Annotated in this window: 16 protein-coding genes; 13 read left to right on the forward strand and 3 right to left on the reverse strand. The window is 42.4% G+C overall.

Annotated features, from left to right (window positions below; genetic code table 11):
- Nucleotides 1-240: 240 nt before the first annotated feature.
- Nucleotides 241-1746, reverse strand: coding sequence for a helix-turn-helix domain-containing protein (locus tag A5882_RS07595; RefSeq protein ID WP_086333014.1), 1506 nt, complete (start codon nt 1744-1746; stop codon nt 241-243).
- 297 nt (nt 1747-2043) lie between these two features.
- Here A5882_RS07595 and A5882_RS07600 point away from each other — a divergent pair, with 297 nt between their 5' ends.
- Nucleotides 2044-4704 (forward strand): bacterial Ig-like domain-containing protein, encoded by a 2661-nt coding sequence (locus tag A5882_RS07600; RefSeq protein WP_086372618.1) that lies wholly within the window; start codon nt 2044-2046, stop codon nt 4702-4704.
- A gap of 166 nt (nt 4705-4870) precedes the next feature.
- Here the strand turns inward: A5882_RS07600 and A5882_RS07605 are convergent, their stop codons facing one another.
- The gene (locus A5882_RS07605) at nt 4871-5446 is read right to left on the reverse strand and encodes a recombinase family protein (protein ID WP_005232006.1); all 576 of its coding nucleotides are present in this window, start codon (nt 5444-5446) and stop codon (nt 4871-4873) included.
- A gap of 180 nt (nt 5447-5626) precedes the next feature.
- On the opposite strand from A5882_RS07605, the gene A5882_RS07610 reads away from it, so the two are divergent.
- A complete protein-coding gene (locus A5882_RS07610) occupies nt 5627-7117 on the forward strand; it encodes a helix-turn-helix domain-containing protein (protein ID WP_016611298.1) in 1491 nt (496 codons plus the stop codon).
- Between the two features lie 196 nt (nt 7118-7313).
- Here the strand turns inward: A5882_RS07610 and A5882_RS07615 are convergent, their stop codons facing one another.
- A complete protein-coding gene (locus tag A5882_RS07615; RefSeq protein WP_005232004.1) occupies nt 7314-7517 on the reverse strand; it encodes a hypothetical protein in 204 nt (67 codons plus the stop codon).
- 660 nt (nt 7518-8177) lie between these two features.
- On the opposite strand from A5882_RS07615, the gene A5882_RS07620 reads away from it, so the two are divergent.
- The 11 genes from A5882_RS07620 to wecB all read left to right on the forward strand — a co-directional run bounded on the left by A5882_RS07620 (nt 8178) and on the right by wecB (nt 21259).
- Nucleotides 8178-11783, forward strand: coding sequence for an immunoglobulin-like domain-containing protein (locus tag A5882_RS07620; protein ID WP_086372619.1), 3606 nt, complete (start codon nt 8178-8180; stop codon nt 11781-11783).
- Between the two features lie 76 nt (nt 11784-11859).
- On the forward strand, nt 11860-12354 hold the full coding sequence (locus A5882_RS07625; protein ID WP_008377972.1) for a hypothetical protein: 495 nt from the start codon (nt 11860-11862) through the stop codon (nt 12352-12354).
- Nucleotides 12351-13604 (forward strand): nucleotide sugar dehydrogenase, encoded by a 1254-nt coding sequence (locus tag A5882_RS07630; RefSeq protein ID WP_086372620.1) that lies wholly within the window; start codon nt 12351-12353, stop codon nt 13602-13604. Before A5882_RS07625 ends, A5882_RS07630 begins: the two co-directional genes overlap by 4 nt.
- 40 nt (nt 13605-13644) lie before the next feature.
- A complete protein-coding gene (locus A5882_RS07635) occupies nt 13645-14379 on the forward strand; it encodes a YveK family protein (protein ID WP_016611294.1) in 735 nt (244 codons plus the stop codon).
- A complete protein-coding gene (locus tag A5882_RS07640) occupies nt 14379-15020 on the forward strand; it encodes a CpsD/CapB family tyrosine-protein kinase (protein WP_086372621.1) in 642 nt (213 codons plus the stop codon). The genes A5882_RS07635 and A5882_RS07640 overlap by 1 nt, the downstream gene beginning before the upstream one ends.
- Before the next feature lie 13 nt (nt 15021-15033).
- On the forward strand, nt 15034-15681 hold the full coding sequence (locus A5882_RS07645) for a sugar transferase (protein ID WP_086372622.1): 648 nt from the start codon (nt 15034-15036) through the stop codon (nt 15679-15681).
- On the forward strand, nt 15681-16427 hold the full coding sequence (locus A5882_RS07650) for a WecB/TagA/CpsF family glycosyltransferase (protein WP_008377984.1): 747 nt from the start codon (nt 15681-15683) through the stop codon (nt 16425-16427). The genes A5882_RS07645 and A5882_RS07650 overlap by 1 nt, the downstream gene beginning before the upstream one ends.
- A complete protein-coding gene (locus A5882_RS07655; protein WP_008377986.1) occupies nt 16424-17677 on the forward strand; it encodes an O-antigen ligase family protein in 1254 nt (417 codons plus the stop codon). The genes A5882_RS07650 and A5882_RS07655 overlap by 4 nt, the downstream gene beginning before the upstream one ends.
- A gap of 8 nt (nt 17678-17685) precedes the next feature.
- Nucleotides 17686-19101 (forward strand): lipopolysaccharide biosynthesis protein, encoded by a 1416-nt coding sequence (locus A5882_RS07660; RefSeq protein WP_086372623.1) that lies wholly within the window; start codon nt 17686-17688, stop codon nt 19099-19101.
- A complete protein-coding gene (locus A5882_RS07665) occupies nt 19098-20129 on the forward strand; it encodes a glycosyltransferase family 4 protein (protein WP_016619486.1) in 1032 nt (343 codons plus the stop codon). The genes A5882_RS07660 and A5882_RS07665 overlap by 4 nt, the downstream gene beginning before the upstream one ends.
- 32 nt (nt 20130-20161) lie before the next feature.
- Nucleotides 20162-21259, forward strand: a complete 1098-nt coding sequence (wecB, locus tag A5882_RS07670) for a non-hydrolyzing UDP-N-acetylglucosamine 2-epimerase (RefSeq protein ID WP_061053768.1) — start codon at nt 20162-20164, stop codon at nt 21257-21259.
- Nucleotides 21260-21261 lie beyond the last annotated feature (2 nt).

A 21261-nucleotide genomic window follows, 5' to 3' on the forward strand; every position in this document is an offset into this window, starting at 1 on the left:
TTTTCAGGGATTACGAGCAGCACACGAAAACAAGACAATGAATTTTTACGCTGCGCTTGAAAAGAAAAGCGTTTGTTAGGAGAGGAATCTTGAAAAAAGGTCTGATTTTTTTCGGATGTGAAAAAAATAGACACGCTAAGAGAAAAGAAAAATGGATACTTAGGAAAGGACTAAAATAGCAAACCATGCAATGAAAAAACTGACGGCGCTTCCTTCAAGAAGGCCGACAGTTGCCTTAGGTCAATGAATCGGTGTGATTCTTGGCTGAATCAGCTGTTCAATCGTTTTGTGGATGATCGTCCAGTCCGAAAGGGTAGGAACATTGGAAATTCGTAGTTGCTGAAATTTGGTGTTACTTTTCAGATGCAAGTCAAAATTGCTAACGATCAAATCAATTTCTCGATGGATCAATTCTTGTTCATCAGGAGCCACTTCAAAAAAATAACTGATTTCTGTATGGTCATTTTTGAATAGCTCTGTTGATGCGGCTAAAAAGGCATCTAATCCAGCACCACCTTGAAAAGCAAAGGCCACTTTGAGATGCTTTTTCAACTGATTGCTAGAAGAAAGTTCGCTTAACAAGGTCAACGTAACTGCGACATGCTCTAAGTGAGTAAACGAAAAGAAACGACTTTGTTCATTAAACTGTTTCAACCATTTATTCCAAGCAAGGTAGTCCGTCTTGAATGTCGCTTCAACAAAGGTTTTGATCTGGGGATCGGCAAATTCGTAATTCGCAGAAATCATCGTTAACAAGCGGAGATTTACGAGATATGCGATGATTTTGTGTGATGCTGCAGGAAGGATAGCTATTCCAGGTTTCTTTAAAAAGGCAGCAACTTCTGCGAGAATTTCTGGTTTCTCTGTATGGTGAAAAATGTAATCCGCCTCGCTTTCCCCATTAATATCCATCGTACTATACGAAATGCAGTGGAGAGCATTGAGGAAGATCCAAAGGAGTTCTTGTTGCGGCAAGTGGATGATCCGATATTTTTTCAAATAATGTTCGTTTAATATTTTTGAGAAAACAGCGAAGCGTTCTTTCTCTAATAGATTGCGTTCTAAAGACGGTGGCAATGTCAAAAAGTAAGAATAGCGCCACCTACGCTTGGCAATACTTAGCCATAGGGCAAGTCGATAATGACTGTAATGCAAATCTTTTTTGTTGGCTTCTTTTGCTTTTTGGACCAGAAGACGCGCATCTGCAGGGCTGTCTTTATCTAAGATCGTGCTATCGCCATAAGCGGAGAAAAAGACAAACAGACAAAAGCGAATATCGGCTTCGGTACCGATAAAATCAAGATGATTCGTTGCGATGGTCACAGAATAGGTTTGTAAAGATTTGTTCATATAACTGATCGTTCGCAACAGATGACTGCGGGAATAGCCAAATTCGATCGTTGCTCGGTGAATAGAGTATTTTTTATTATCAATGATACTAGACATGATTTTAAACTCCAACGTTTCCATGCCCAAAAGCTGAATGGCAGAATTGATTGAAGCATTTGGTGCATACTCAATCGAAACGATGTTGGATCCAGAAAGTTTGATCTTGACCAGATCTTCCGGCAAACTGTCGCTTAAAATACTTAATTCTTTAGAGACTGTAGGCAAGGAAAGTCCCAATAATGTCGCCAACTCTTGCGGGTGATACCCTGCGGGTGCTGCATTTAGCACTTGCAGAATTTTTACTTGACGAGAAAATGCCTTATCTCGATGTAAGTTGATGGATAAATTTTCTAACATTGATGTCACCACCTCTTTCAAGACCCTGTGGGAGCGATCAGCGATCGAATATAAAAACCATTCGTTTTAAGTAAATTATATAATACTCTGGGCCATTCAAGAAGTCTTATCCCTTGAAAATTGAAGGAATTCATGTTAAAGATGCGGCGCCCACATATTTTTGCGAAGGACAGTCATTTAAGGGAGTTATTTTATAGAAAACACCCCTGCCAGTTGCAGTCAACCAAAATTTGGACAGATTGGAACGGAAGTAAGTGTGAATAAAGTTTGGAAAAAGAAAAAGGAGAAAAAGTAAAAATGAAAAAACGCGTAGTTATAATTAAGAGTGGTTTAATAGGGATGCTGATTTTAGGGACAACCTTTCCAAGCACATGGCCGATCGCTCAGGCAACAGAAAGACAACAAACAGAGCAGCAAACACCATTCATAGACTCATCGGTTCCCTTGCTGGCAGATTCAACAGGAAGCATGAACACAGGAGAAAAGACAGATACCCAAGAAGGAAATGCTGACGTCATATCTTCTGAAGCAACCAAAAGTGAAGTGGTGACCACCACTTCAAACTCAGAAACAAATCAATCTAACGCAGCTGATGCTGCAGAAAAAACTCAAATTTCAGTTACTGCCCCATCTGCTGAAACCAATGTAGAATCTACGGATAGTCAACCTCTCGCTGCAGAATCAACGAAGAGTATCGAGAGTTTCAACTACGATCTGACTGTAGAATATGATCCGATCAAGTATAAAGCACTGGTTTTGGATTTGCCAATCCCGGAAAAATACGCACACCAAACACTATACCAAGACCCGCAGCTGACAGAAGATTTTTATGTCTACAAAACGGATAAGGTATACATGCTAGTGGGACTATGGTATACAAGTGAAGTGACTGGTACCAATCAATTAAATATATCTTGGACAAGCTTCACAGGTTTTACGATCAACTATTACGGTTTAACAGCGGTTTTAGAATATACCGACGCTAACGGTAACCTTTTGTTTACAGCAACATATAATATTCGCTTTACAAATAGCCATCTGACCATTAAATATGTGGATGAGACTGGTATGGAAATCTATCCTTCCCAAACGATCAATGATAGTACCAATGAGCCTTATGATGTCTCTACAAGTGCGTTTATTCCACAAATTCCGGGGTACATCCTTGATACCAGTCAACTGCCAACGAATGCAAAAGGTGTTCTTCCTCGTGGCGAAGTAACGGTGACGTACGTCTATCAAAAAGCACCGACTGACTATACCAATCTGACCGTGAAAGATACCACGATTTATGAACAGGATACATGGACAGCGGCGGATAATTTTGAGCAAGCTATTTCAAAAGAAGGCAAAACTTTGACTTATGAGGAATTTATTGCTGAGGGTGGTCGTGTTTCCGGACAAGTAGATACTAACAAAGCCGCTACGTATAAAATCAGTTATCAATTGAATCATGTGAGTAAAGAAGCAACGATACTCGTAAAACCACGATTCACTGCGATTAAGGTTCATGATTCTTCGATATACGTCGGCGATGACTGGGCCGCAGAAGATAACTTTGATCAAGCCGTAGATCGGGATAACAACCCAGTTTCGTTTGCGGATGTGAACGTTGAAGGAAGCGTAGATACTAAAAAAACGGGGTCCTATGAGGTAGTTTATCGTTATGATGGAGTAGCATCAAAAGCTGTGATCACCGTCAAAGCTGACCAAACCAAGGTGACTGCCCATGACAGCGAGTTGTACACAGGGGACAACTGGAAAGCTAAGGATAATTTCGATAGTGCAACAGATAGAGATGGTTCATCTGTTGATTTTGGGGATATCACTGTCACGGGGACTGTCGATACAACGCAAGCAGGAAAGTACGAGGTCACTTACAGCTATCACGGCGTAGAAAGCAAAGCCACTATCACCGTCAAAGCCAACCAAACGGCAGTCAAAGTCCACGATAGTGAGTTGTACACAGGGGATAACTGGACAGCTAAGGATAATTTCGATAATGCAACAGATAGAGACGGTTCATCTGTTGATTTTGGGGATATCACTGTCACAGGGATTGTCGATACGACGAAAGTAGGCGAGTATGAAGTTATATACAGCTATCATGACTTAGAAAGCAAAGCCCTTATCACCGTCAAAGCCGATCAAACTACAGTCAAAGTCCACGATAGCGAGTTGTACACAGGGGAAAACTGGACAGCCAAAGACAACTTCGATAGCGCAACAGATCGGGATGGTAAACCTGTTGATTTTGAAGATATCACCGTTACAGGAAAAGCAGACACAACGAAAGCAGGCGAGTACGAGGTCACTTACATTTATCGTGGTGTAGAAAGCAAAGCCACTATCACCGTCAAAGCGGATGAAACATCCCTAAAAGTCCACGATTCAACGATCAAGCAAGGCGATGAATGGTTGCCAGAAACAAACTTTGATTCTGCCACCGATCGTGATGGCAAAAAAGTAGCCTTTTCAGAAGTAGAAGTCAATGGCACAGTGAACAACAACATAGTCGGTCAATACACGGTTTCCTACCATTACGGAGCAGTGATTGCCCATGCCGTGATTACTATACAAGCAAAAGTCAGCGAAACACCTGACGAAACGCCAACAGAAGTACCAGAAGAAAATCGCCCGGAAAGTGAGTCGCCTGGGACTGAATTTCCTGAAACTGAAGCGTCTGATCCAATAACAGAAGAACCAATTAAGGCACGTCCTGAGACAGAGACGTCAGAAACAAACGATGATGAGAAAAACGAAAAACGTCCATCAGAACAATCAGACAACCCCTCAGCAACAGGACAGACAACACCGATCAAAGCAAGCAAACAATCCACTGTTAAGCAACTGCCAAAAACAGGAGAAACAAGCAGTGTTTTGCTAAGTGTTACAGGTATCCTATTCTTAATCGGCGGGTTGGTGCTCTTGTACCGTAAGAAATCATGGAGAAAATAACAATAGGATCGACAAAAGAGCTAGAAGAATAAAACATACAGGACGAACAAGCTGGATGAATTGCTTTAAGAGAGAACAAAAAAGCAATCACAAACATCAGCAATGTTCGTCCTGTTTATTTATATAGTGAGCAGCCGAGAGTACTAAGTTTAGCCAGCACTTGTATTTATGAAACGATTTCCTCTTTTTCCAGACTAAGATAACGATAAAAAGTTGATCGTTTTAACCCTGTTTGGGCACAGATATCCACAACAGCTTTTCCTTCTTTTTGATAAAGGTTCAATGCGTGTTGAATCAGTCCAGGATCGATTCGTGGGCGACCACCGATATTTCCTCTAGCACGAGCGGATTCTAAGCCTTCTTTGGTCCGTTCGACGATGATGTCTCGTTCGAATTGGCTAAAGGCTTGGAAAACAGTCATCATCAATTTCCCTTGTGGGGTTTGCGTATCAAAATTTTCTTTGATACTGATAAGCTTTACTCCTTTTTTTTCAAAAAAGTAGACAAGATCAATGAGATCTTTGGTACTTCTTCCTAGTCGCGAGAAACTTTCAATGATGATTTTATCGTTTTCTTTCACTCGTTTTTTTAATTTATTTAATTCAGGACGATTCGCACGAACACCACTGATCTTTTCCGTATAAATTTTATTGCACTCATACCGGTCAAGTAAATCTAACTGACGCGAGAGATCCTGTTGTCTTGTGGAGACACGTGCGTACCCATAAACCATATTTGTCATACGAATTCCTCCAGTTGCACAAAAATAAGTCTACATAGAGAATACCTTGTTTGTTCACTTAAGTACACATTCAAGAAGCTTCTTAATGTGAATTTGGGAAATAGGAAGGTTTTTTTATGCACCTAAATATTGTACTATAGTAAAGACACTAGTCGGTGAGGAAGAAACACGGAGGGGAAAATGAGAGAATTGCAGTTAAATTTTATGCTAAATAAGACGACCGTTCGCTGGCTTCAAATGTTAAATACTTTTGAGCGAGAACGGACTTGTTCCATCGCAAGTTTAGCAAACAAACTTGATGTGACCCAACGGACGATCAGCTCGGATATCAAAGAATTGAAAACCTATCTACAAGAGGCAGCCGAATTTTCGCTTGTAGCCAATGGCTATCATTTTAGGGAAACGAATCCGAAAAAATACTTGTCCCAAAAAAAGGAGCTTGTTGCAGAAGAAGGAATGTATCAAATCGTGGAAGCCATTTTCCACGGTGAATTCTGTTCGGTTGAAGAGTGGGCGCAGCGCTTGTATGTATCAGAAAGTACGATGCGTCGTTATTTGAATACTGCTTCTGTGACGTTGCGAAAGTATCATGTGGAGTGGATCTTGCAACCGGTTAATTTGAGTGGCTCCGAAGCCAATATTCGCAAGTTCTTTAAAGATTTTTATTATGAATCAGATGTCACCCCTCATACGCTATTGCCCCCCAAAGAACTGATTGCACTAGTCAGTGATGTCTTCTCAGAAATGCCCGCAGAGCTGGTGAATACAGGCGTTTCTCCGAGTGATTTTTATTATAGCTTGTATATTGCGATCAAGCGTTACCAATTGGGAAAGACGGTTCAGATTCCTCAATCGTTGGCAAAAATCATCGAAACCCATGAGGCATTTGCCGTAATGAATGACTTAGCACCTAAAATCGAAGCGCTATACCGAGTAAGACTGCCGCAACAAGAAATTATGTGGCTTTATTTAGTGACCGTGATGAAACGGACTTTGACCGAGCCTGAAAAAGAGCAGCAATTCGTTGCATCGTTTGGACTGTATCCTGAACTCGAAGAACTGAGTCAGCGCTTCGTTCAAGAATGGGGCATTTCCTTTCAAGAGCCCCAACGGGTCAAGACGATGATCCACGCCTTTTTCCTGTCAAAGAAAATCAATGAGCAACTGGCGCCCGTTTTAAATCACTTGCTAACAGAAGTAAAAAATGAAGCGCAGAAGCATCGTTCTGCCGCTTATCAAAGGAATCTGGCATTTATGAAGCAGCACCAAGCGATTCTTGGGATCAAGCAGGAGTATCTGGTAGATATTTGTGCGGCACTGACCCTTTACAGTGAAGCAATCAGGGAGCTCTATGCTCAAAAAGTCAGACGGATCGCATTGATAATAGAAGGTGATCTCTATGCCTGTCACACGATTCGTGCGCGCTTTTTGCGTTATGTCGGCAATGATCATCTGGTATTTTTTCCAAAAATCAATGAATTGACGACCGATTATTTGAAGGGAAATGCCATTGATCTTGTGGTTACAAATTATAGTGAATATTTATCAGAGTTCATCTTATCGACTGATTATCTTTTGCTCAAAGCAATCCCCGATCATCAAGATTGGCAAAGAGTGATTGAAAAAATCGATCCTCAGTTAGGGCAAGCGTTAAACGCTCCCACAGCCTAATATACGTGTTGAAAAAGAGCATGACGAGGACATGTGTGGATAAATTAAAAGGAAAAGCCGCAACCGTTGCGATCAACGGTTGCGGCTTTTATTCGTTCATCTAATAAAAAAGGGAGTTATCTGAAAATAGGCCCACTGTTCCTGAATACCAAAAGATTGGGTTATTTTGGTGAAAGAACAGCCTACGTTGAAACAGTTAGTTGGCATTTACTAGTTTATCAAAAATTGCTTCAAAGGTTTTGAACGTATCACTATCTAACTGACAAAGCCATAAAAGGTAGCTTTTTTCTTTGAATGTCCATTCGATCGAAGGGTAAGAGGCAATCAAGGCATGGTATTTCTCTCGTTGTTCACTGGTAGCTAATAACCACCGCTTCTCAAAAATCTTTTTCTCTTCCATTTTTATCTATCCCCCATAAAGAAACGTTGCCTGAAACTTCACTAACGGGCAACGTAAATCTAATGATATGCAGATCTATGTTTAGTATACCAAAGAAAAATGAATTTTTTTAGAAGATGTGTAAAATTACATGCAATTTCTTTTATTTTGCTTTTTTTGGGACCTTTTTTGAAGAAAAGAAGCGTTCTGTTGAAAGGAACTGTTGTTAAAAATGTTTGTGATAATACTAAGAATTAGTAGGCAGAAACCTTGTATCCATCGTATTGAGTTAAGTGGTTACAGGTAATAACAAAAATGGACGATCCTTTTTAAATGATAAGGAATCGTCTTTTTTTATAACACTTTTTTTTGCACAAACTTTTAAAATGCCTTATTTAAAAAGAAAATGAAAATCAATTTATTCATACAGGTTTGCAAATCTTGATTTATCGATTGATGATCAACCATGGTAAATTTAATCTCGTTAAAAACGATAAAATTTCGTCAAAAAAGCATTATTTTATAGCTCTAATTTAGGTTTTTAGAGAGTTTGTATCGAATAGGTTGTTCCGATAAGAGCTATAACTGATTTTTTTCGAGGGAGTAAGAAAGGGTGACTGATAAAAACGTGAAATGAATCTTTAAAGTACAAGAGAAAGAATAGAGAAAAAGGAGTTACTTATGAATAACAAATTTAGTAAAAAAGTCACAGGTTTATTGTTGATTAGTCATTTAACTTTATCGGCGTTGCCAATAAATGCGATGGCGACAGAAAAAACTGATAATTCTTCAGGAGTGACACAAGAGAGAATAGAAGCTCCAAATTTATTATCAGATAGTGAAGCAACTCAAAGCACAGAAAATGACCATACAGCAACCAATGAGCAAGCAGTTCAGGAAACAGAGGGTTCTCCTACTGAAAGTGAAGAAGCTCAAACAGAAGTTTCTACTGAGAACTCTTCAGAAAATAATGAAGTCGCAGAAAATGATGAACAAGCGGATGCACCAAATGAAGAAACCTCAGAAAGTAATTCTAACGAATCATCAGAAGACGCTGCTGAAACCCGTTCAACAAGGGCAAGTGTCCAAGTAACATCTGATGCTGAATTACGGACAGCGTTAGCCAATGCGACGGTTACACAAATCAGCTTAGCCAATAACATCACGATGACTAGTAGTGTGACATGGACAGGGACGACCAAAACGATTGAAGGTAATGGTCATACGTTAACCTTCGGGAATAATGTTCGGTTGTATGGAAATACGGTAAATCAAGGATTAAGTATCAGAAATGTGAGAATCGTGGCTCATGCAACAAATACGATCTATCAAAATAGAACGTCCAGTGTTTCCTTCACAAACGTTACTCATGAAAATAGTCATGCAACGGGGCGCTTACTCTATTTAGCCGCTAGCAATTCTTCAGCTAATTTCTTTGGCGAAAACCGATTAAATGCAGGTTCCTTGATTTGGGCTACTTCGAATGTCCGAATGAATATCGGCAGTGGTGCTTCTGTAGTTGCAAATAACAATGGAACAGCTCGTGCGATTTATCTTGCAAGTGGTGGTCGAATTGATTTAGGTGAAGGCAGTTTATTAGACGTTACTCAAAACAATCCTTCAAATACAGCAAAAGCAGTCTTGATCGAAGGAAGTGCCTCAAGCGTAGTAGTTAATTCGAATGCAACGTTTAAGATCACAAGTGCGCCAAATACGCAAAAAACACAAGAAGCATTGGGGTTGCGAGGTGCTTTGACCGTATTATCTGGGGGAACACTGGATGTCGTGGGAAGAAGCACGTATTCAACGGTAAACGTTGGACAATCAAGCACTTTCCACGAAGGATCAAATGTTCGAATCCAAAACAATCATACGAATGGAACCGCAATTGGGTCCTATCCAGGAACAACGAACTACACGATCCACTCATCGACAGGAATGCAAACTTGGAGAAGATCAGCTGATTTTTCAGGAGAGCCCAGCTTTAATTATCCAGAGTTTAGACAAGGTTCTTTCTCACTAAATACTTATACGAACAAACAAGTTACTTCGCGAATTGAATCCAATGACTCAATCTTCAACGCAACATTCAATAGTTCTCAAATCGGAAAAATCGCTTTTGGTGACTTTGTGGATACCGCAACGATTCAACAAACGACCATTGACGACTTAACCACAAGCTCAACGCACATTACGGGGCGAGCTGAGCCAAATGCCGATTTAGCAGTCACTATTGAAGGACAAGGAAGTTTAACGGGACGCGTTGCAAGTGATGGAACTTATCAATTTGCGATTCCGAACGCACCATTAGCAGTTGGAACAAAAGTGACTGTTACCGCAACGTCCAATGGTATTCAATCGGTTGCAGAAACAGTTGTAGAGGATAGTGAAAAAGAAACGATTGCCGAAACAACGATTTCCGAGCTAAATACTGACTCCACAAGTGTGACGGGAACGGCTGAGCCGAATGCTGAGATTACGATCAAAGCCGGTGACACGATCATTGCGAATGGACGAGTGGGTAGTGATGGCATCTATGCATTGACGATTGAGAAACAACAAGCTGGTACGGTAGTTACCGCCCAAGCAACCTTAAATGGCATTTCATCAAATATTGCAGAAACCATGGTTGAGCGAGCAACGATCGCCGAAACAACATTGAATGAGGTGACAACCACATCCACTACCGTTAGCGGAACAGCTGAACCCGATGCACATGTGGAAATCACGATTGGTGATGAAACGAAAAATGCCACTGTTGACAGTGATGGCAATTTTGAAGTAGAGATTGATCAACAAGCAGCGGGAACAATTATTACTGCTCAAGCAAGCATCGATGGATTGCAATCAAATATTGCTTCAACGATCGTTGTCACTGATCCAGCAAACACTGAAGGCACGATTACACCAGCAAGCTACAATGTTTCTTCGGCCGATCAGTTCCTGAGAGGGTCGTATACCGGTGATGTTGTATCTGCCCGTGTGTATGTAAATGGATCATCCGTTCGTGGTGGGAATTTTGCTGATGGTTCGTTTGAATTCTTTATCGGCAATCGCATCCAATCCGTAGATGATGTCGTAGAAATCGAAGCCTTGGATCAATATGGCAAAGTACTTGATCGGACAACCGTTGAATTAACTAGAGATTTGGCTGGTTCGATCACACCGGATCAATATCGTGTTGGCGAAACAATGATTACAGGGACCTTTACGGGTGATGTCAATTTTGCACGTTTAGTGATCAATGGCACGCCTTCTAATGCATGGGGTGGTACCTTCAATGCCGATGGCACCTTCTCGTTTTATGTAGCGAATCTTGGAATCAAAGCGGGCGATAAAGTTGAGATCCAAGCGTTGAACCGCCAAATTAACGGTAACACGGAAGCCATCGAAGTGCTAGAAACCAAAGAAGTAACAGTGATTGATCAACTTCAAGGGACGATCACACCGGATCAATACAGTTACACCGATACCATGATTACGGGAACCTTTACGGGAGATATCAATTTTGCCAACTTAGTGATTGATGGACAGTCAGTAGGGAACTGGGGTGGCACATTCAATAAAGAAACTGGCCGCTTTGAATTCTTTGTTCACGCACAATTTAGAGAACAGATCAGAACGGCAACGAAAGTAGAATTGCAAACCTACCATCGTGAAACAGTCGATGGACAAACGATTGATCATAAGCTGGTGTTGCAGCCGATAGAAATCGTCAAAGCAGCAGGCACGATTCAACCAGCAGCCTTCAAAGTGACAGAGAGTGAAATTACTGGAACCTTTACAGGCGATGTGAATTTCGCCAACTTGATCGTTGATGGACGTTCAATTTCATGGGGAGGCACCTTTAACACCGCAAACCAGACGTTTACTTACTTTGTCAATCAAACGACCCGCGACTTGATTCGCGATGCGGAAACAGTTGAATTGGTTGCTTACCATCGGGAGGTTGTTAGTGGCCGTCCGGTAGACACCGAATTGGATCGTAGTGTAGTCACTATCGACAAAGAATTTGTTGGCACAATTACGCCAAACCCTTACACATTAGGTGATCGAATCGTTACGGGAACCTATACAGGAGATGACATCAACTTTGGTCGACTTGAAATTGATGGCATGATCCTGTGGGTGAGCGGTTTTGCGGATGGTACCTTTACCGCCTACTTGAACCAAGAACAAGCCAACAGTGTGACAAAAGACAGCCAGATGACGATCTATGCATTGCATCGCTTTGCTGACTTAAGTACACGAGAGATTGCACAAGCAACCGTTTCAATCACAGAATAAGAAACAGAAACTACGAGAGCCCCTTGTACCTTGCCTGTTGCAAGGGGCTCTTCATTGATAGAAAGAGAGAAAGCAAATGAACATGAAGAAAAAAATCGTTAGCCTCTTTAGCCTTGCCCTCATGGGGAGTTTTTTAGCGGCTTGCTCGACGGATGACCAAGCAAAGACGGATACTACCCAAGGCAGCGAACCAATCGAACAAATCACGGATCAAAGCAATGCCGAGCCGCAATCGATCATTGGTGGATTAAAGATCATCATCGACAAACAAGAAATCAATCAAAAGAAAACAGAAGATGGGGAACAAGTATTACATACATTTACCATCACAGCAGAAAATATGGGATCAGTTGCCGCTGGATTAGGTTCGATTGATTTTCTTTTAGAAACTGAAGAGGGAGAATTTCTTGAACTTGATCATACCATGGCGATGTTTGGCAATGAGATCGCTGTAGGTGAAACCATCACTGGACAAGTTTCCTTTGCTTTAGAAGAAGGACAAGTGGCGAAAAAACTGATTTATAAACCCGGTGAAGAACAATTAGCAGAATGGGATGTTAAGAGCGAATGAAGGTAAACGTTATTGGATTGGGGTATATCGGGCTACCCACAGCACTTACTTTTGCAAACCATGGGATTGAAGTCGTTGGGGTTGATGTGTCAGAAACAGTCGTTCAATCACTTCAAGCAGGTCAGGCACCAATCGAAGAACCCGACATTGATCGCTATCTAGCACAAGCTTTAGCGAAAAAGACATTCAAGGCACAGTTGGTACCAGAAAAAGCGGATGTCTTTATTATTGCCGTACCAACGCCAAATATCGCCGATCAATTTGGTAGTTGCGACTTGTCCTACGTGAAAGCGGCGATGGCTGCTATCTTACCCTATCTTGAAAAAGGCAACACAGTCATTGTTGAATCGACCATTCAACCCCGCACGATGGAAGACATCGTTGGACCCTTTTTTGAAAAAGCAGGTTATACCATTGGAGAAGATCTCTATTTGTTGCATTGCCCAGAGCGAGTTTTGCCAGGGAAAATCTTTGAAGAGCTGGTGATGAACAATCGAATCATTGGTGGCATGACGAGCGCTTGCACCCAACAAGGCAAACGAATTTATCAGACCTTCGTCAAAGGAAACGTGCTGGAGACTTCTGCAAGTATCGCTGAGCTATCGAAATTGATGGAAAACACCTATCGCGACTTGAACATTGCACTAGCCAATGAATTGGTCCAAATTGGGGATCGCCTAAACATTGATGCACTCCAAGTGATTGAGTTAGCCAATCAGCATCCACGGGTCAATATCCATCAACCGGGACCTGGTGTCGGCGGTCATTGCTTAGCAGTCGATCCGTATTTTGTTGTCGCGGCAGCACCTGATGACGCGAAGTTAATTCAATTGGGGCGGATGATCAATACAGAGATGCCTGAATTCATTATAAAAAAAGTCGAAGAGATCTTAGCGATTCATGGTGGAAACAAAATCGCGGTCCTAGGGTTGGCGTATAAGGGCAACATTGACGATGCCAGAGAAAGTCCGGCTGTTGAGATCGCCAAAAGATTGAAACAAAAGAAAGCTCTGCAAGTCACTACCTATGATCCTTATGTCGCCACTTCTGATGTTGCACAAATTGAAGTAGCACTAACAGACAGTGATCTGGCATTGATCCTCTGTGACCATGATGCCTTTAAAGACATAGCGCCGGCAGCCATTCAAGCGATGAAACAAAAAATCGTTTTTGACACGAAAAATATTGTGACAGGTAAAACGAGGTTCGAGGCTGCCTATTCTCTTGGGTCATTACCAAGCGCCCAGTAAATGGTTTGATTGCTATTTCTGTTATTGAAAGGGAAAACCAATGAATAAAGAAATAAATATGAAAAAATTGAAGCAAGTCCTTCAGCAACGAATAGGCTGGATCCTCATGATCATTAGTATTCCCTTACTAGCGATGTTGCTTTATCTAACCCTGTTTGCTGAACCCATTTATCAAAAAAGTGCACAGTTGCTGATTAGTCAGTCAGAAACGATAGCTGGCAATCGTCTGGAAAACCAGACGATTCAGGCAGACCTTCAACTCGTCAGTACCTATAGCACCATCATCATGAGTCCTCGCATCTTAAATGAAGTCAGTGAGGCGCTAGAGGAAAGCTACGATGTGGCTGAATTGTCGGAGATTTTGAGTGTTACCAATGCCACCAACTCGCAGATCATCGAAATCAACGCTTACCATCAAAGTCCGAAGATCGCAGCCGAAATCGCCAATACGACCGCCAGCGTTTTTAGTGAAGAGATCCCTAAAATCATGAACATTGATAATGTCACGATCTTAGCAGAAGGAACCGTTTTGCCACAAGAAACGCCTGCTCGTCCAAACAAGTTTTTGTTGTACAGTTTGACCACTTTTTTAAGTCTTCTTTTCGCTTTTACGTATGTGTTCCTCCTGTTGGTTTTTGAGCGCAGTTTTGCTTCGAATACGGAAATCGAAGAGGTCTTAGGGGTAAAGGTCATCGGAGAGATAAGCAAAGAAAAACGAGTTGCTTCGTTTAAAACCATCCAGTCGAGAAGCTTTAGAGGAAGGAAGCGTGTGTGATGCGTAGCATGAAGGGAAATTATTCCATCATCAGCGAACAAGTCAAGTTGATTCGCGAAAATGTCGACTATTTATGCCAACAACAAGATGCTCAAACGATTTTGATTACTTCAGGAGAAAGCGGTACGGGAAAATCCACGGTCTCGGCAAATTTGGCGGTCGCCTATGCCCAAAAAGGGAACCGAACCTTATTGATCGATGCGGATCTGCGTAAACCCACCCAACATTATTTGTTTTCACAAGAAATGCACGTGGGCTTGTCCAACTATATCCGACGGGACATCTCGATCGAAAGCTGTGTCCAACAAGTGATTTTAGAAGATTGCGAATTTTCAATCATCACTAGTGGAGCCATTATGTCAAACCCTAATGATCTGCTCGCTTCTTCGAAAATGACCGCAGCCTTGCAAGAGGTCAAACAACTATACGATGTGGTCATTATTGATACGCCACCAGTCAATGTCGTTTCGGATGCCTTGATCCTAGCCAAGAAAGTCGACGGTGTACTTTTAGTCGTTCATGCGGATAAAACGAACAAACAATCCGCAAAAAATGCCGTCAAAAAGCTACGCCTAGTTAACGCAAACATCTTAGGTGTCGTGGCGAATGGCACGGACACGGGTGAAAATTACTATTATTAAGGAGGGGAACTTTGTGGAAAGACCCGCTTTAGACAAGCAGTCAAGGGTTCAAGCGACTAGCTATTTACGTTGGAAACGCACGATAGAAACTATCTTTAGCTTGGGCTTATTAGTCGTCCTTAGCCCGCTGTTACTGCTGATTTGTATAGGGATCAAATTTTCTAACTGGCAGGCACCGATTATTTTTAAGCAAGTTCGTGTTGGCAAAAATGAGGCCACGTTTGTGATGTACAAATTTCGAACGATGGTGCCTGATGCCGATCAATTATTAGGGCGATACCTTGATAAAAACGAAATTGAAGGGGCCATGTTCAAGCTGAAGAAAGATCCGCGAGTGACGCGCTTAGGCCGTTTTTTAAGAAAAACGAGTCTTGATGAACTGCCCCAATTGATCAATGTCTTGAAAGGGGAGATGGCACTGATCGGCCCTCGTCCTCCTTTAGAAAGAGAAGTCGTCAGTTATTCAGAAAAAGACAAGCAACGATTGTGTGTCACACCCGGGTGCACAGGGTTGTGGCAAGTCAGTGGACGAAACGAATTGAGTTTTCAAGAGATGGTCGCATTGGATCTCTATTACATCAATAACCTGAGCTGGTTATTGGACTTGAAAATAATTATGAAAACGATTGGCGTTGTTTTCTTACCCAAAGGAGCATTCTAATGGAGCAACAAGTACGTGTATCACTTTTAGGCAGCAATCTCGATTCCTTAAACTTTCAGGAAACCATTACTAAGATCGAGGCAATGATCGAACAGGGGATGCCCGCACAGCATGTTTCAATTAACGCGGGAAAAATAAACTTGATGCGAAAAGATCCCTCGTTGCGATCGATCGTCAATCGGGCAGCTTTGATCACGGCTGATGGGCAGTCGATTGTCTGGGCAGCGAAATATTTAGGGTGCCCGGTACCAGAAAGGGTAACAGGCATCGATCTTTTTCGCGAGCTGGTCAAATTGGCAGCAGAAAAAGGCTGGCGTCCTTATTATTTAGGAGCAACTGCCGAAGTCGTAGAAGCCGTCGTCAAACATGACCAACAGCTCTATCCCGACCTGAACATAGCGGGTTTTCACCATGGCTATTTTTCCGAAGTCGAATCATTGGACGTGGCAAAAGAGATTGCACGGACGCAACCAGACTTGCTGTTTGTCGCTTTTTCTAGTCCGCAAAAAGAGATTTGGCTCGATACATTCAGCGAAGTGTTGCAAGTGCCATTTGCGATGGGCGTTGGCGGCAGCTTTGATATCGTCGCAGGCAAAACCAAACGAGCGCCTTTGTGGATGCAGCGGGCAGGTTTGGAATGGTTTTATCGCTTTGCGCAAGAGCCAGTCAGGATGTTTGATCGCTATATCATAGGAAATTTACGCTTTTTACAGTATGTGTGGGGAGAAAAAAGAAGAAACGCATGAAATCAAAACAGCAAAGCCATCACCGCTTCTTCCTGGGGATTGTGGCCATTTTTCCGATAATCGACGTCTTAAACGGCTTATTTCTAAGTCTGGGCATTCCTTTTCCCATTGGCGTGTTCTACCGTTTGCTGTTCTTTTTGTTCTTAGTGATTATGATCGTGACAGAAAAGATTCCCCATAGCTACTATACATATTTAACGTATGGGTTTATCGCTGTGACGCTTACGATTTTTCTGTTACAAGCACTTTTTCTAGGGTACAGCTGGCAGTGGGTGATCGAGGATCTATCGGTGTATATCAAATACCTCTTATGGGTACTGATTCCTTATTATGTCTATCAACGAAAAAACGACTTCTCCAAACTGCACTACGACAGCTTATTTATTGTTATCAGTGTCTGCTTCACCTTGGGGCTACTGATTCCTTATTTTTTAGGGCTAGGCTACCAAACTTATGACAATTCTGATGCTGGGTATAAAGGCTATTTCTTTGCCAATAATGATACGAGCTTTGCCTTTATTGTTTCAATCACCTTTACAGTCCAGGCACTAATTGTTTCGATCAAAGAACAGACCCATAAGTTTTCACTGTTTTTGGCTAGTTTATTCGCTGGAAATTTCGTCTGTTTGGTCTTGGTCGGTACGAAAACCGGCGTGTTTTATGGTGTCGGTGTGTTGTTCTATCTTTTAATCCGATTGGTGCTAGGCATTGAACGTAAAGCATTTCTGCAACAATTGTTTATCTGGTTTATGAGTTTTATTACGATTGCTTGGCTGCTTATTCAAGGACTACCATTGCTGATCCAAGCCGTCGAAGGAACCTATCTTCGCATGGTGTATTTTTATCATCTTTTCGACGGGGACTTGATCCGGCTATTTTCTAGTTCAAGAAGTGATTTTTTGATTGGTGGGATGAACGCCTTCTTAAATGATGAGGCCCGACACTTTACCATGATCTTTGGCCAAGGCTTTGAATACCGTTTGGCACACTTTGGTCGTCTTGGCTTAATTGAAATGGACTTCTTCGACACCCTTTTCGGGCAAGGCCTACTGGGAATAGCGTTATTGCTGCTAATGCTCGCCTATTTTGTCTATTTGGCCTTTCAGCCACGAAAACGATCGGTTTATAGTTTTGCCTTGATCGTGGTGCTTTTTTATAGTTTTTTTGCCGGGCATGTTTTGTATTCGGCATTGTCTTCCACCTTTTTAGGATTGATTTGTGGAGGCATTATTTTAACAGAGAAAGAGTGAACAACTGATTGAAAAAATTACTTTTGAGGCTGGGCTTTTTCTCCCTCGGTTCGTTAGGTTCGGCGGTCTTAAACTTGGTGCTTTTGCCCGTAACGACCAGCTTTTTGACACCCGAAGAATATGGGAAGACCAGTATGTTTTTCCTTGCACAGACCTTTTTGATATACGTGATCTATCTCGGCTTCGACCAAGCCTTTACGAGGGAATACCATGACCACGAAAACAAACGCGAGTTATTGCAACAAGCGATGCTCGTCCCGTTGCTCTGTTCATTTTTCTTTCAGCTGATCCTAGTGGTTTTTGCGGCAGTTTTTTCGCAGCTTTTATTTGAATCTCCACAGTACACCCGTGCGATTTATTTATTTGCTCTTTCGTCGGGACTGCTGATTTTTGAACGGTTTCTTTTGTTAACGGTTCGAATGCAAAACAAAGCGATCCAGTTCTCCGTTTACAGTATTTTGGTGAAATTCATGGTCTTGTTCATCACGTTGCTGTTTCTCTTTTTTGGTCCGCCGACGTTTATTACGGTGGTCTATGGCATGCTCTTCGGTCAGATTATCGGTGATTGTCTGTTGATTCTGGCAAACCTGGCGCTTTTTATGCCGCTCGTTCGCCAAATCGATCGCAACCTGATCAAAAAGCTGAGTCGTTTTGGCTTGCCGACGGTGGTGGGAACGTTCCTCTATAGCCTGTTAATGATTATCGACAAAATGATGCTGCGCTATTTTGCTGATTTTGCCGCTTTGGGCATCTACACGGCTGCATTCAAAGTGGCAAGTGCCTTGATGATTCTACAAGTTAGTTTTGCCAATTTTTGGATTCCGACCTCCTATGAATGGTTCAAAAAAGGCAAACCATTGATTTATTACGAACGAGTCAGTCACTTTATCATGTTCGTCTTGTCGATTTTCTTTTTACTGATGGTCTTTTTCAAAGAAACGATCGTCATCTTATTGTCGCAAGACTACTTAGAGGCCCAGTACTTGTTTCCCTTGTTATGTTTTTACCCCTTGATGATGACGATCAGTGAAACGACCAATCTCGGGATCGTTTTTTATAAGAAAAGTCATTTGAATATTGCTGCCTCTTTGCTGGCGGTCTTAGCTGCATCCCTTGGTCATCTCCTACTCGTACCGACAATTGGCGCCACAGGAGCGGCTTGTGCTACGGCATTAGGGTACTTGGTCTTCTTTTTTGCCCGTACATATTTTTCGATGACCTATTGGCAGGGGTTCTCAGTCAAACGCCAAATCAGCCTTTCGATCATGCTGTATTGCTTTGCGCTGTTTACGGCATTCAATCGGACTCTTTGGCTGGAAAAGAGCCTCGTTTTGCTGCTGATGCTCTTCGTCGTTGTTCTTTATCGCAAGGAACTAAAGCAGGTAACTAGATTTGTACAAGAAAGGAAAATCAACAAAGCATGAATATCTTACTTATCGGTCCAGATCCAGCAGCAAAAGGGGGGATCGCAACGGTCATTCATAATTTCCAAAAAGCAAAAGCGCCAGAGGACGTGCGTTTCGTCGTCCATAAGACTTGGTCGGAAAAAGGAAAATATTGGACGCAGATCAAAGCGTTTCTTACGTTTCGTCGGCACATCAAAAAAGAAAGGTGCCAGATCCTTCATTTCCACGTTGCGCAAAAGGGCAGTTTCTATCGCAAGAGTTTGCTGTTGTTGCTAGCACCAAAACATTGCAAGACGATTTTTCATATGCATGCTTCGCAATTTGACCAGTTTTATCAAAACAGTCCTTCGTGGGCAAAGTGGTGGGTCCGTTTTACCTTAGCTCGGGTGGATCAGCTCGTAGTGCTAAGTAGTAGCTGGTCAGCATTTTACCAAACGATTACCGATACCTCAATCGAGGTCTTGCCAAATGCCGTAGCGGTGCCGGAGGAATCCTTTTATGACCCCACCGCAAAATGGATCATCACTCTTGGCAGGATCGGGCAAAGAAAAGGCAGCTTTGATCTGTTGGCAGTTGCAAAAGCAATGGCTGTTTCCTTTCCCGAGATTCGCTTTATGTTATTTGGCGATCAAGAAAATCAACAGGTTGCCCAACAGCTCCAAGAAGAGGCTCTCACCAATGTGTTCTTAAATGAGTGGGTAGCAACCGATGCGTTACCAGCTGTTTTTCGTAAGGCAGCCATCCATTTTCTCCCTTCTTATCACGAAGGCTTGCCGATGGCGATCTTAGAAACCATGGCGGCAGGTATCCCCAATGTAACGACGAAGGTTGGGGGAATCCCAGAGTTGATCCAATCGGGTGAAAACGGCTACCTAGTAGCTGCCGGTGATATTCAAGCAATGATCGAGACGTTGAGCGGTCTGTTAGCTAACGAGGAAGAACGAATCAAAAGCAGCCAACAAGCCAGAGCAACGATTGAGCAACAGTATGCCTTAACGTCGTATATGAAGCGCTGGCAGAAGATTTACAAAAAGCAACTTGATTAATGCTCAAATTGCTGAAAAAAAGGAGAAGTACGATGCAAAAAATAAAGGTATTATCTATTTTTGGTACACGACCAGAAGCCATCAAGATGGCACCGGTCATAAAAAAACTAGCAAATGATCCACGCTTTCTATCAAAGATCGTCGTGACAGGGCAGCATCGAGAAATGCTTGAGCAAACATTAGCGGCGTTTGAGCTGACCCCTGATTACGACTTGGCTATCATGCGAGAAAATCAAACCTTGTCTAGTATCACCAGTCGTATTTTAGAAGGACTCGAAGGTATTTTTCAATCAGAAGAACCAGACGTAGTGTTGGTCCATGGCGATACGACGACGGCAGTGGCAGCTGCGCTGGCCGCTTTTTATCAGCAGATCTTGATTGGTCATGTGGAGGCTGGGCTACGAACAGGTAACAAGAATGATCCGTTTCCAGAAGAAATGAATCGCCGGTTGATTGATCAACTAGCAGATTTTCTCTTTGCCCCTACAGATCAAAGCCAGGCAAATCTGCTAAAAGAAAATCATCCACAAGACCGCATCGTCGTTACTGGCAATACGTCTATTGATGCTTTGTACCACACCTTGGCACAAAAAAAAGACCGAAAACCAATCAGTGAGAAAAAAATCCTTTTAGTTACGATGCACCGGCGAGAAAATATTGGGCAACCCATGGAACAAGTGTTTCGTGCACTAAAACGCATCGCTATTGCTTATCCCGCACTGACGATGGTCTTTCCGATGCATAAAAACCCTCGTGTCCGTACACTAGCCAAGCGCTATTTAGAAGGGCAGCAAAATATTGAGCTGATCGAACCATTGGATGCCCCTGCATTCTATCAGTTACTGGCAGGCAGCTACCTTGTTTTGACCGATTCAGGAGGGATTCAAGAAGAAGCACCCTCCTTGGGGATTCCTGTCTTGATCGTACGTGAAACGACGGAACGCCCAGAAGGGGTGGCAGCAGGGACTTTGAAACTTATTGGTACCCATGAGGAGCATGTGTATTCAGAAATCGTTCATTTATTGTCTGATGAGGCAGCATACAAACAGATGGCGCAAGCCAAAAATCCCTATGGAGATGGACAAGCCAGTGAGCGAATCGTGGCTGAATTAAAAAGTTATTTCGAGTAGAG

The organism is Enterococcus sp. 4E1_DIV0656, from assembly GCF_002140695.1.
GTDB lineage: Bacteria > Bacillota > Bacilli > Lactobacillales > Enterococcaceae > Enterococcus_D > Enterococcus_D entomosocium.

Bases quoted from the DNA above. Each gene is read 5' to 3' on its own strand.
- A5882_RS07595 (WP_086333014.1), bottom strand. From the start codon at position 1,746: ATGTTAGAAAATTTATCCATCAACTTACATCGAGATAAGGCATTTTCT.
- A5882_RS07625 (WP_008377972.1), top strand. From the start codon at position 11,860: ATGAACATGAAGAAAAAAATCGTTAGCCTCTTTAGCCTTGCCCTCATG.
- A5882_RS07640 (WP_086372621.1), top strand. From the start codon at position 14,379: ATGCGTAGCATGAAGGGAAATTATTCCATCATCAGCGAACAAGTCAAG.
- A5882_RS07650 (WP_008377984.1), top strand. From the start codon at position 15,681: ATGGAGCAACAAGTACGTGTATCACTTTTAGGCAGCAATCTCGATTCC.
- A5882_RS07600 (WP_086372618.1), top strand. From the start codon at position 2,044: ATGAAAAAACGCGTAGTTATAATTAAGAGTGGTTTAATAGGGATGCTG.
- A5882_RS07635 (WP_016611294.1), top strand. From the start codon at position 13,645: ATGAATAAAGAAATAAATATGAAAAAATTGAAGCAAGTCCTTCAGCAA.
- A5882_RS07630 (WP_086372620.1), top strand. From the start codon at position 12,351: ATGAAGGTAAACGTTATTGGATTGGGGTATATCGGGCTACCCACAGCA.
- A5882_RS07620 (WP_086372619.1), top strand. From the start codon at position 8,178: ATGAATAACAAATTTAGTAAAAAAGTCACAGGTTTATTGTTGATTAGT.
- A5882_RS07615 (WP_005232004.1), bottom strand. From the start codon at position 7,517: ATGGAAGAGAAAAAGATTTTTGAGAAGCGGTGGTTATTAGCTACCAGT.
- A5882_RS07610 (WP_016611298.1), top strand. From the start codon at position 5,627: ATGAGAGAATTGCAGTTAAATTTTATGCTAAATAAGACGACCGTTCGC.
- A5882_RS07605 (WP_005232006.1), bottom strand. From the start codon at position 5,446: ATGACAAATATGGTTTATGGGTACGCACGTGTCTCCACAAGACAACAG.
- wecB (WP_061053768.1), top strand. From the start codon at position 20,162: ATGCAAAAAATAAAGGTATTATCTATTTTTGGTACACGACCAGAAGCC.
- A5882_RS07665 (WP_016619486.1), top strand. From the start codon at position 19,098: ATGAATATCTTACTTATCGGTCCAGATCCAGCAGCAAAAGGGGGGATC.
- A5882_RS07655 (WP_008377986.1), top strand. From the start codon at position 16,424: ATGAAATCAAAACAGCAAAGCCATCACCGCTTCTTCCTGGGGATTGTG.